Origin of the sequence: Amycolatopsis sp. NPDC059021, from assembly GCF_042739895.1 — a bacterium.
In the GTDB taxonomy this organism is placed as follows: Bacteria; Actinomycetota; Actinomycetes; order Mycobacteriales; family Pseudonocardiaceae; genus Amycolatopsis.
The window spans coordinates 1-10,618 of record NZ_JBHYIQ010000184.1 but is presented as its reverse complement, the minus strand read 5'-3'; the positions used below and the strand labels follow the sequence as shown (position 1 = coordinate 10,618).

The following is a 10,618-nucleotide window of genomic DNA, read 5'->3' as shown; positions in this document are numbered from 1 at the left end:
GCTCCGTTGGGGACGGTGAACGTCCCGAACGGAGCGTTCGGGACACGCGGCCCGGCGCTGGAGTGTCGCGAAGGGGACATTGACGGCGTTCAACGTCCCCAAGGGACCATGCGCAACCCTGCTGACCAGCGCGAGAGCCCGCACCAGCCGTCGCCCGCGTCGAACGCAACCGAACCACTACCGAGAGAACCTCATGCGGGCGCTCGGAGCGCGGCCACCTCACCCCACGGACCACGGAGCCCGTCGAAACCCGCCCGGGACCTTGGTCCCGTTTCACCGTGACGTACGTCCTGTGAGACGGCCCCGGCGGGTTCACGCGAAGCTCACTGCCTACTCTCGTCGGGGTGAACTCCGTGTCCGAGCTGGCGCTTTCCGGGCCGCTGCTGCTCGCCGCGGGCGTCGCGCTGCTCGCCGGGGCCCTCTCGTTCGCGTCCCCGTGCGTGGTCCCGCTCGTGCCGGGGTACCTGGCGTACCTCGCCGCGCTGGTCGGCGCGGACGCCCCCGCGGTCAGCGCGGACGAAGAGCGCAAGAAGGGCCGCTACGCCGTCGTCGGCGCGGCCCTGCTCTTCGTGCTCGGATTCACCGTCGTCTTCGTCGCCACGCTGGGCACGCTGGTCTGGCTGGCCGCCACGATCACGATCAACCAGGACATCCTCCAGCGCGTCGGCGGTGTGCTCACGATCGCCATGGCGCTGGTGTTCCTCGGCTGGATCCCCGGCCTGCAGCGCGAGTTCCGCTCGCACCACGTGCCGCGCGGCGGGATCTGGGGAGCGCCGCTGCTCGGCGCGGTCTTCGGGCTCGGCTGGACGCCGTGCATCGGCCCGACGCTGTCGGCGGTGACCAGCATGGCCAGCGCCACCGGCGGTGCCGCGGCGCGCGGGTACCTGCTGATCGCGATCTACTGCCTCGGCCTCGGCCTGCCGTTCCTGCTCATCGCGCTCGGCGCGCGCTGGGCGGTGCGCGCCACCGACTGGCTGCGCCGCAACGGCCGCCGCGTCCAGATCGTCGGCGGCGCGCTGCTGATGATCGTCGGGATCCTGCTCGTCACCGGGTTGTGGGGAGATCTGATGGGGTGGCTGCGCAACAGCCTCGCGTACAACCTCGAGCTGCCACTGTGACCACCACGGAAGCGCCGCCGGCGCAGCAGCCGAAGCCGAACCACAGGTCGCCGCTCAAGCGCGTCCTCGCCTTCCTGCGCAACACCTGGCGCGGCCTGACGTCGATGCGCACCGCGCTCGTCCTGCTCTTCCTGCTCGCGCTCGCCGCGCTGCCCGGCGCCCTGCTGCCGCAGCGCAGGCTCAACGCCCCCAAGGTCGACGAGTACATCACCGCGCACGGCTGGTGGGGCACGCTGCTGGACAAGCTGGAGTTCTACGACGTCTACAGCAGCGTCTGGTTCTCCGCGATCTACATCCTGCTCATGGTGTCGCTCGTCGGCTGCCTGACGCCGCGCAGCTTCGAGTACGTCAAAGCGATGCGCGCCAAGCCGGTGCTCACCCCGCGCAAGCTCGGCCGGATGCCGCACTACCGCGTCGCGGGCACCGAGCGTCCGCTGGAAGACGTGCTCGAGGACGCGAACGCGCGGCTGTCCGGCTGGCGGCGGGTGCAGCGCGACGAGGGCGACGGCGTCCACAGCATCTCCGCCGAACGCGGCTACCTGCGCGAGACCGGCAACCTGGTGTTCCACTTCGGCATGCTCGGGCTGATCGTGTTCTTCGCGCTCGGCAAGCTGTTCAGCTACGACGGCCAGGTCATCGTGCAGGCCGACGGCAGCCAGTTCTGCAACGGCGGCATCTACAACTACGACTCGTTCAACGCCGGCCTGCGCGTCGACGGCACCGACCTGACACCGTTCTGCGTGAAGGTGAACGACTTCACCGCGCACTACACCCCGGCGGGGCAGGCCGACTACTTCCACTCGAAGATCGAGTACCAGGCGGGCGACGACCTGCAGACCGGCGCCTGGCGGCCGTACGGCCTGGAGGTCAACTCGCCGCTGCGTGTCGACGGCGTGCGCGTCTACCTGCTCGACCACGGCTACACCCCGAAGTTCACCGTCACCTTCCCCGACGGCAGCGTGCGCACGATGGCGACCCAGTGGCGGACCGCGATCGTGCCCACCATGACCGCCGAGGGCGCGACGAAGTTCGACCAGCCGGGCATCACCGACGAGGCGCAGCGCCGCACCCGGCAGCTCGCGATCACCGGCCTGCTCGCGCCGACCCCGCTGGTCCACGGCGGGATCCTGACCTCGACCGCGCCGGAGCTGAACAATCCGCAGGTCGCCGTCGACATCTACCGTGGCGACCTCGGGCTCGACGCGGGCCGCGGCCAGTCGCTGTTCGAGATCGACCAGTCCCGGGTCGCCGACGGACGGCTGAAGAAGCTGAGCCGGCTCAACATGCAGGTCGGCCAGGAGACCAAGCTCGACGACGGGACGAAGGTCAAGTTCGACGGCGTCCAGCCGTGGGTCGGGCTCCAGGTCTCCCACGATCCGACGCAGGGCTACGTCCTCGGTTTCGCGATCGCGATGTTCGTCGGTCTCGGCGGATCATTGCTGGTCAAACGGCGTCGGCTGTGGGTCCGGGTGCGCCCTGGCGGCGAGGGCGAGGCGCGTACCGTGATCGAGGTCGCCGGGCTGGCGCGCACCGATCAGGCCGGATACGGCGAGGAATTCCAGCGCATCAGTGAACGACTGGTGACCGGCGAGAAGGGCAGCTGAGAATGCCGATCAACGAGACGTTGTCGCAGTACAGCAACTGGCTGTACACGACCACCGTGGCGATCTACGTCCTCGCGTTGATGCTCACCCTCGTGGAGCAGGGCTTCGGGGCGAAGGGCAGGCAGGCCGCCGAACGCAGCAAGCAGCGGGCGCGCGAGCTGGTCGGCGCGGGCGGGCCGGTGACCACCGAGGTCCCCGCGCAGCCCGAGGCGCCCCGCGAGGTCGGCAGGCCGGAGCGGCTCGGCCGGATGGGCGCCGCGCTGCTCGTGCTGGGCGCGCTGCTGCAGCTGTCCGCGATCGTGCTGCGCGGGCTCGCGACGCACCGCGCGCCGTGGGGCAACATGTACGAGTACGGCATGGGCGTCACCTTCATCACGGTGGTGACCTGGCTCGTCGTGGTCCGGAAGTTCCCGGTCCGGCATCTGACGCCGTTCCTGCTGCTGCCCGTCGTCATCCTGATGTTCATCAACGGCACCATGCTGTACACGGTCGCGGCCCCGGTGCAGCCCGCGCTCCAGTCGTACTGGCTGGTCATCCACGTCTCCGCGGCCATCATCGGGTCCGGTGTCTTCCTGGTCCCCGGCGTGGCGAGCGTGCTGTACCTGTTCCGCTCGGCCCACGACCGGAACCCGGCGAAGTTCGCCCGGTTCGCGCCGAAGCTGCCCGCTGCGGACGTGCTCGACCGGATCGCCTACCGGACGACGATCTTCGCCTTCCCGGTGTTCACCTTCGGCGTGCTCTGCGGCGCGGTGTGGGCGGAGGCGGCGTGGGGCCGGTTCTGGGGCTGGGACCCGAAGGAAACGGTCGCGTTCATCGCCTGGGTGGTCTACGCGGCGTACCTGCACTCGCGGGCGACCGCGGGCTGGCGCGGCACGCGCGCCGCGGTGATCAACATCGTCGGGTTCGCGGCCACGATCTTCAACCTGTTCTTCGTCAACCTGGTCACGGCGGGATTGCACTCGTACGCCGGAGTCAGCTGACCGATCGGGCCCGGTGCGTCCTGCTGTAGCGTGTCGCCGACTACCGTCGTCGCCGACGGGGTAACCAGTGTCTGGCAAGGCAACGACGTTCGTGGGAGGTTCGCACCGGTGACCGGATCCAGCGAAGAGTCGGCTCCTACGCCCTCTGAGCAGGCCAAACCGGCCGAACAGCTGTTCTCGGAGGACCGCACGGATTCGGCGCCGCACCCGAATTCGGGTGCCTATGAGGTACAGCCGACGCAATCCGTTTCGCCGCCTAACCCGGCGGTGTCCGGGCCGTACCAGGTCCCCGCGTCGGCGCAGCCCCAACCGCAGCCGCAGCAGCAGTACCCGGGATACGACCCCCACCTGCCGCCGCTGCAGCCGCAGTACGTCGACCCGGCACAGCAGCAGCAACAGCCTCAGCAGCCCTACCCGCAGGCGGCGCCTCAGCAGGGCATGCCGCAGCAGGGTGGTGTGCCGCAGCCCGCGCCGGGGGTGCTCCCGCAGCCTCAGGGCGGCAAGCACGCGGCGCCCGCCATGGACGAGCTGGCCACCGCGCACCTGGTCAAGCAGGTCAAGCGGCCACCGCAGTCCGGCTGGCGCAAGGCGCTCTACAAGGGCACCGGAAAGCTGGTCAACCCCGGCGAGAGCCCCGCCGACGTCCGGCGCCGCGAGCTGATCGCGCGGGTCAACCAGCCGCTGCGCGGGTGCTACAAGATCGCGATGCTGAGCCTCAAGGGCGGCGTCGGCAAGACCACCACGACGACCACGCTGGGCTCGACGTTCGCCTCACTGCGCGGTGACCGCGTGGTGGCCGTCGATGCGAACCCGGACCGCGGCACGCTCTCGCAGAAGATCGCGATCGAGACCACCGCGACCGTGCGGCACCTGCTGCGCGACGCCGATCGCATCACCCGCTACAGCGACGTCCGCTCGTACACCTCGCAGGGGTCGAGCAGGCTGGAAATCCTTGCCAGCGAACAGGATCCGGCCGTCTCCGAGGCGTTCTCCGAGGAGGACTACCGGCGCACGGTGAACCTGCTGGAGCACTTCTACAACATCGTGCTCACCGACTGCGGGACCGGCCTGATGCACTCGGCGATGAAGGGCGTCCTCGACGTCGCGGACGCGCTGGTCGTGGTGTCCTCCGGCTCGGTGGACGGGGCGCGCAGCGCGTCGGCGACGCTGGACTGGCTCGAGGCGCACGGCTACGGGGAACTGGTCAAGCGCTCGGTGGCGGTGATCAACTCGGTGCGGCCGAAGGGCGGCTCGGTCGATCTGGACAAGCTGTCCGCGCATTTCGGCGCGAAGGTGCGCGCGGTCTGCCGCATCCCGTTCGACCCGCACCTGGAGGAGGGCGCGGAGATCGAGCTGGACCGGCTGAACTCGGACACCCGGCTCAGCCTGCTGGAGCTGGCGGCAACGGTCGCCGACGGCTTCGGGACGCAGCAGTACCGCTAAGCGGGGTTCACTACTCCTCGTCGGGGCGTTTGCGCTGCTGTTCGCCGAGCTTGCGGAGGAAGTCGGGATCGTCGTCCGGGGCCAGTGGCGCCTGGCGCGTCGGCACGCCCACGCGCTGGGTGCCGCCGAACGCCCGCCACAACAGTACGGCGATGGTGAGCGCACCGACCGCCGCGAGGAGATAGAGCATGCCCGGTTCCTTCCGTCAGGCCTGCCGACCCCATGAGGTTAACCGCTTCGCCCGCACATCGGCGGATTCCCGGTACCCGGATGTGACGAAGGGCCGTGACCGGCAGGTGGGCGGGTGACCGCCCCCATACCACTCACGACCCTCACGCACGGATGGTTCAGGCGTGCCGCGCCGGTTCGCTCGCATCCGTGGTCAGCTCGGCCAGGAGCTCGTTCACCTCGGACTCGCGGAATCGGCGGTGCCCACCCGGGGTCCTGATGGAGCCGATGCGGCCGGCGGTCGCCCACCGGGTCACCGTCTTCGGGTCCACTCGGAACAGAGCGGCCACTTCACCGGGGGTGAGCAACCGTCCTCCCATGGTCGCGGTCATTTTCCGCCTCCTTAACGACCTGACTGCTATACCGGAGGCGAGCCGGGCCGGTGGGCCCGTCGCGCCGGGGGTAGCCAACACGGCAATCGTTGCACTTCACCCGTCAGGTACTCGAACGGTTGTCGTTGAGTAAAGAGCCCTTAAAGGACAAAACAGACATGTTTCTTATGGACATCCGACACGTCCGGGCGTAACGTCGTTCGGTTTGCCACTGCGGGCCCTGACCTGCGTGTGTGTCGCTGAACTGGGCTTTTCCGATTTCCCGCCAGTGGTGTCGACGGTAGGTGACGCCCTGGTCGCCGGGAAAGGGTATTTCGGCGGGTTTCGCGGTGTGGACGCGGTTTACCCGGCTGCGGGCGGTGCTTGATCACGAGGTGGAGGCGTTGTCCGGTGAGATAATCACCGGTGAAGTCGTGCACGATCCTCGTCGCGATGTGGGATGTGTCTCAGCGTTCCCGAAACCGTTTCGGATGCCGCCGCCGAAGGATGCTTTACGTACGTTGGGCGCGCCGAAGGACCCTTCGGCGCATCGGGCGGCGCCGCACGGGGATCTTCACAATGGCGGCCTAGGGTGGGCACGTGGACCACGTCGACAGGAAAATCATCGCGGCGCTGCGGGAAAACGGCCGGGCGACCTACGCCGATCTCGGGAGGTCTGTCGGGCTTTCGGCCTCTTCGGTGCACGAGCGGGTCGGCAAGCTCGAGGCGTCCGGGGTGATCACCGGGTACCACGCGATGGTCGACCCGAACGCCGTCGGGCTCGGGGTGACCGCGCTGGTCGGCATCCACCCCACCGACACCGCCACCGACGAAGACGTCGCGGATGCGCTCGGCGGGCTCGACGAGGTCGAGAGCTGCTACGCCGTCGCGGGCGACGAGGCGTTCGTCGTCAAGGTGCGGGTTTCGACCGTCGACGAGCTGGAGCGCTGCCTCGGCCGCCTGCGCCGTATCCCCGGGGTCGGCCGCACGAACACCACCGTCGTGCTGTCCACCCGCTTCGAGGGGCGGCCGAACAACGCGGGCCTGGACGAGGTGGCCACGGGCAAGGCGTAGCCTGCTGAAGTGTGAGTGAGACGCCGACACCAGCCAAGCCGCCGGTCCCGCACCTGGCGCGTGACCTGACGTTGTACCTGCTGGCGCGATTCGTGCTGGTCGCGGTGCTGGCCGCCGTCCTCGCGCTGGTCGGTGTCCCGCTCCTGGTGGCGGTCCTGATCGGCCTCGTCGTCGGTCTCCCGCTCGGCCTGCTGCTGTTCCGCTCGCTCAACGCCAGGGTGACCGCGGGGCTGGCCAAGCGCAACGAGCAGCGTGCGCGTGCCCGTGCCCAGCTGCGCGCCCAGCTCCGGGGCGACACGACTCCGAATTCCGACGCCGCATGAGCCGCCTGCACAGCCGGAGCTGGGTCCGCGAGGCCGTCCGGATCATCGAGGCCGACGCGAACCGCAGTGCCGACACCCACCTGCACGTCTTCCCGCTGCCCGCGGACTGGGGTATCGATCTGTACCTGAAGGACGAGTCGGTGCACCCCACCGGTTCGCTCAAGCACCGGCTGGCGCGCTCGCTGTTGCTGTACGGCCTGGTCAACGGTCAGATCGGGCCGGACACCGTGCTCATCGAGGCCTCCAGCGGCTCGACAGCGGTGTCCGAAGCGTACTTCGCGCGGATGCTGGGGCTGCGGTTCGTCACGGTCGTGCCGCGCAAGACCAGCAAGGAGAAGATCGCGCTCATCGAGTTCTACGGTGGCGAATGCCACTACGTCGACCGGGCGCCGGACATGTACCCGGAGGCCGAGCGGCTGGCCGCCGAGTGCAATGGGCACTACCTCGACCAGTTCACCTACGCCGAGCGCGCGACGGACTGGCGGGGCAACAACAACATCGCCGAGTCGGTGTTCGCGCAGATGAAGTCCGAACGGCATCCGGTGCCGACCTGGATCGTGGTCGGCGCGGGCACCGGCGGCACGAGCGCGACGTTCGGCCGCTACGTGCGCTACAAGCGGCACACCACCAAGATCGCGGTCGCCGACCCGGAGAACTCGTCGTTCTACGGTGCCTGGCAGACCGGGGCGCTGGACTACTGCACCGGAATGCCTTCGCGCATCGAGGGAATCGGCCGTCCGCGCGTCGAACCGTCGTTCGTGCCCGGCGTGATCGACGAGATGATCCGCGTCCCCGACGCCGGCTCGCTGGCCGCGATCCGGTTGTTGCGCGAGCGCACCGGGCACTGGGCGGGCGGGTCCACCGGGACCAATCTGTACGGCACCTTCCAGCTGATCGCGCGGATGCTCGAAGACGGGCAGGCGGGCAGTGTCGTGACCCTGCTGTGCGACGGCGGCGAGCGCTACGCCAACACGTACTACAACGACGAATGGCTGGCCGAGCAGAACCTGGACATCACGCCGTACCAGGCGAAGTTCGAGGAGTTCCTCACCACGGGCAAGTTTGCCGAGGAGGAGTTGGGCGAGTAGCTGAAGGGGACTTTCGTCGCGTGCGATGCGAGGAAAGTCCCCTTCAGCTCGTCTGACGCGAGGAAGGTCCCCTTCAGCTCAGGCCGAGGGCGACGGCGGAGAGTACGGCCCAGGCGAGCATCGCGAGCCCGGTGTCGCGCAGCGCCGGGATCAGCTCGCGGCCGACCTTCCCGCCGCCGACCGCGCGCACCGAGGTCACCAGCAGCGGCGCGGTGATCACGGTGATCAGCACCCACGGCTGGAAGATGCCGAGCACGACGCTGAGCACGTACGGCACCGTCACCAGCGCCAGGTAGAGCCGCCGCGTACCCCGGTCGCCGAGGCGGGTGGCGAGGGTGCGCTTCCCCGCTTCGATGTCGGTGGGGATGTCCCGCAGGTTGTTCGCGACGAGTACCCCGGTGGAGAACGAGCCGACCGCGACCGCGCAGGCGAGCCCCGCCCAGCTGACCCGCCCGGCCTGGACGTACACCGTGCCGAGCACCCCGGCCAGGCCGAAGAAGACGAACACCGCGATTTCGCCGAACCCGTAATAGCCGTACGGCTTGCTGCCGCCGGTGTAGAACCACGCGCCGAGAATGCACAGCGCGCCCATCACGAGCAGCCACCAGTGGCCGGTGAGCGCGACGAGCAGCAGCCCCAGCACACCGGCGAGACCGAGGGACGTCAGCGCGGCGGCCAGCACGGTTTTCGGGGCGGCGCTGCCGGACCCCACCAGTCGCAACGGGCCGACGCGGTGTTCGTCGGTGCCACGCACGCCGTCGGAGTAGTCGTTGGCGAAGTTGACACCGATGATCAGGGCCAGCGAGACCAGCAGGGCGAGCAGCGAACGCCACCAGGAGAACGCGTCGAGCGCGATCGCGGCGCCGATCCCGGCGACCACCGGGGCGATCGCGTTGGGCAGCGTCCGCGGCCGGGCGCCTTCGATCCACTCACTCACTGTCGCCATGACGTCCATTCAACGCCATGACGATCACCCGTTGGCCGGAAACCCCGGAATGTCACGGGGTGGTCGGGGCACTCCACGTGAGCTTGCCGCTGTTCGGTGCGGCCGTGGGGCCGTCGGCCGCGACGGCCGGACCGGCGAGCACCGCCAGCCCGAACGCGGTGAGTGTGCAGATGAGCGAGATGCGTATCCGGCGCGTCATGGGGAGAAGCCAAGCCGGAAGGCCGTGACCTGTCAACACAATCGGGTGAATCAGGGGATGATTTCCGTGGTCAAGCGATCACGTACGGCCATTCGGTCTATTTTCCCTGGCCCGCGGAGGGGGAGCTCGGCGGCGAATTCGACCCGCTTCGGCGCGCACGCGGCGCCGAGTTCGGACTTCACCGCCGCGCACAGGTCGCCGCCGTCGCAGGCGCCGCTTTCCGGGACCACGAGGGCCACCACGGCCTCGCCCCATTCCGGATGCGGAACGCCGACGACGCAGGCGTCGCGCACCCCGGGCTGAGCGCCGAGGACGCGCTCGATCGCGGCGGCGGAGACCTTCACCCCGCCCGTGTTGATCATGTCGTCGGCGCGGCCGAGGACCTGGAGCCTGCCGTCCTCGGTGAACCGGCCGCGGTCGGAGGTACGGAACCAACCGCCGCCGAACGACTCCGCGGTCAGCTCCGGCTGCCGCCGGTAGCCGTGCGCGAGGACGTCGCCCGCGATCCGGATCCGGTCGTCGCCGTCCAGTGCGATCCGGACGCCGTCGAGCGGGACACCGTCGTACACGCAGCCGCTGGCCGTCTCGCTCATGCCGTACGCGGGCACGATGCGCACACCCGCGTCGGCCGCGCGGTCCCGCAGCTGTGCGGAGGTCGCGGCGGCGCCGATCACGATGGCGTCGAAGGTGCGCGCCGCGGCCAGCCCGGCGGGGGAGTCGAGCAGGCGGACGAGCTGGGTGGGCACCAGCGCGGTATACCGAGGACCGTCGACAGTGGACAGTGACGCGGCGGCAGCGGCGAAGTCGTCCGGGCGGAAGCCGTCCCCGGACAGCACCGCCGGGGTGGTGCCCGCCAGCAGCGCGCGGACGAGCACCTGCAGCCCACCGATGTAGTGCGCCGGGGTGGCGAGCAGCCAGTGGCCGGGGCCGCCGAGCCGCGCGTGGGTCGCGGTGGCGGACGTGCGCAGCGCGGACGCCGAGAGCAGCACGCCCTTCGGCGCGCCGGTGGATCCCGACGTCGCGATGATCACGGCGGTGCCGGGCTCGACGGGTTCCTCCGGCGCCATCGCGTCCCGCAGCGCCTTCGCCGATGGGTCCTTCGCGTTCAACGGCAACACCGCCGGCCCGCCGTCGAGCGCGTCGGCCACTGCCCGCGTCAGCTCCGCCACCGACTCGGCCGACCCGTCCAGCCACGCCTCCCGCACACAGCCTCCCAAGCTTCTCGATCGCACCCTACGACCGGCTGCGTTCAGGTCCGTGGGGGCCTCCCCGAGGGACCCAGAGTCCCTCAAGGAGGCCCCCAC

The 10,618-nt window shown here is 69.8% G+C and carries 12 protein-coding genes; 7 read left to right on the top strand and 5 right to left on the bottom strand.

The features are described 5' to 3' along the window. Window positions 1-344 precede the first annotated feature (344 nt). From ACFWX1_RS47300 to ACFWX1_RS47285, 4 genes are all read left to right on the top strand, one after another. Window positions 345-1,118, top strand: coding sequence for a cytochrome c biogenesis CcdA family protein (locus tag ACFWX1_RS47300; protein WP_378396492.1), 774 nt, complete (start codon window positions 345-347; stop codon window positions 1,116-1,118). Then, window positions 1,115-2,722: a cytochrome c biogenesis protein ResB gene (locus ACFWX1_RS47295; protein WP_378396491.1), complete on the top strand. Its 1,608-nt coding sequence runs from the start codon at window positions 1,115-1,117 to the stop codon at window positions 2,720-2,722. The genes ACFWX1_RS47300 and ACFWX1_RS47295 overlap by 4 nt, the downstream gene beginning before the upstream one ends. Window positions 2,723-2,724: 2 nt before the next feature. After that, window positions 2,725-3,702 (top strand): c-type cytochrome biogenesis protein CcsB, encoded by a 978-nt coding sequence (ccsB, locus tag ACFWX1_RS47290; protein ID WP_378396490.1) that lies wholly within the window; start codon window positions 2,725-2,727, stop codon window positions 3,700-3,702. Between the two features lie 108 nt (window positions 3,703-3,810). Beyond that, window positions 3,811-5,145: a MinD/ParA family protein gene (locus tag ACFWX1_RS47285; protein ID WP_378396489.1), complete on the top strand. Its 1,335-nt coding sequence runs from the start codon at window positions 3,811-3,813 to the stop codon at window positions 5,143-5,145. 10 nt (window positions 5,146-5,155) lie between these two features. On the opposite strand, the gene ACFWX1_RS47280 is transcribed toward ACFWX1_RS47285, so the two are convergent. Further along, entirely contained in the window at window positions 5,156-5,335 is a 180-nt protein-coding gene (locus ACFWX1_RS47280) for a hypothetical protein (protein ID WP_378396488.1), read from the bottom strand. A gap of 157 nt (window positions 5,336-5,492) precedes the next feature. Continuing rightward, window positions 5,493-5,705 carry a BldC family transcriptional regulator gene (locus tag ACFWX1_RS47275; RefSeq protein ID WP_345397605.1) on the bottom strand — a complete coding sequence of 71 codons (213 nt, stop codon included), beginning with the start codon at window positions 5,703-5,705 and terminating at the stop codon, window positions 5,493-5,495. Between the two features lie 579 nt (window positions 5,706-6,284). Here ACFWX1_RS47275 and ACFWX1_RS47270 point away from each other — a divergent pair. The 3 genes from ACFWX1_RS47270 to ACFWX1_RS47260 are packed head-to-tail and all read left to right on the top strand — an operon-like array spanning window position 6,285 to window position 8,169. Next, on the top strand, window positions 6,285-6,758 hold the full coding sequence (locus tag ACFWX1_RS47270) for an Lrp/AsnC family transcriptional regulator (RefSeq protein ID WP_378396487.1): 474 nt from the start codon (window positions 6,285-6,287) through the stop codon (window positions 6,756-6,758). Between the two features lie 11 nt (window positions 6,759-6,769). Continuing rightward, window positions 6,770-7,081: a DUF4229 domain-containing protein gene (locus ACFWX1_RS47265; protein WP_378396486.1), complete on the top strand. Its 312-nt coding sequence runs from the start codon at window positions 6,770-6,772 to the stop codon at window positions 7,079-7,081. Then, window positions 7,078-8,169 carry a PLP-dependent cysteine synthase family protein gene (locus ACFWX1_RS47260; RefSeq protein WP_378396485.1) on the top strand — a complete coding sequence of 364 codons (1,092 nt, stop codon included), beginning with the start codon at window positions 7,078-7,080 and terminating at the stop codon, window positions 8,167-8,169. The genes ACFWX1_RS47265 and ACFWX1_RS47260 overlap by 4 nt, the downstream gene beginning before the upstream one ends. Window positions 8,170-8,242: 73 nt before the next feature. On the opposite strand, the gene ACFWX1_RS47255 is transcribed toward ACFWX1_RS47260, so the two are convergent. Genes ACFWX1_RS47255 through menE form a run of 3 tightly spaced genes read right to left on the bottom strand, consistent with a single transcriptional unit; the run spans window position 8,243 to window position 10,519 of the window. Next, window positions 8,243-9,115 carry a 1,4-dihydroxy-2-naphthoate polyprenyltransferase gene (locus ACFWX1_RS47255; protein WP_378396484.1) on the bottom strand — a complete coding sequence of 291 codons (873 nt, stop codon included), beginning with the start codon at window positions 9,113-9,115 and terminating at the stop codon, window positions 8,243-8,245. 52 nt (window positions 9,116-9,167) lie between these two features. Then, entirely contained in the window at window positions 9,168-9,314 is a 147-nt protein-coding gene (locus tag ACFWX1_RS47250; RefSeq protein WP_378396483.1) for a hypothetical protein, read from the bottom strand. A gap of 50 nt (window positions 9,315-9,364) precedes the next feature. After that, window positions 9,365-10,519, bottom strand: coding sequence for an o-succinylbenzoate--CoA ligase (menE, locus tag ACFWX1_RS47245; RefSeq protein WP_378396482.1), 1,155 nt, complete (start codon window positions 10,517-10,519; stop codon window positions 9,365-9,367). Between the last annotated feature and the right edge of the window lie 99 nt (window positions 10,520-10,618).

Bases quoted from the DNA above. Each gene is read 5' to 3' on its own strand.
- ccsB (WP_378396490.1), top strand. From the start codon at position 2,725: ATGCCGATCAACGAGACGTTGTCGCAGTACAGCAACTGGCTGTACACG.
- ACFWX1_RS47280 (WP_378396488.1), bottom strand. From the start codon at position 5,335: ATGCTCTATCTCCTCGCGGCGGTCGGTGCGCTCACCATCGCCGTACTG.
- ACFWX1_RS47275 (WP_345397605.1), bottom strand. From the start codon at position 5,705: ATGACCGCGACCATGGGAGGACGGTTGCTCACCCCCGGTGAAGTGGCC.
- ACFWX1_RS47260 (WP_378396485.1), top strand. From the start codon at position 7,078: ATGAGCCGCCTGCACAGCCGGAGCTGGGTCCGCGAGGCCGTCCGGATC.
- ACFWX1_RS47255 (WP_378396484.1), bottom strand. From the start codon at position 9,115: ATGGCGACAGTGAGTGAGTGGATCGAAGGCGCCCGGCCGCGGACGCTG.
- ACFWX1_RS47250 (WP_378396483.1), bottom strand. From the start codon at position 9,314: ATGACGCGCCGGATACGCATCTCGCTCATCTGCACACTCACCGCGTTC.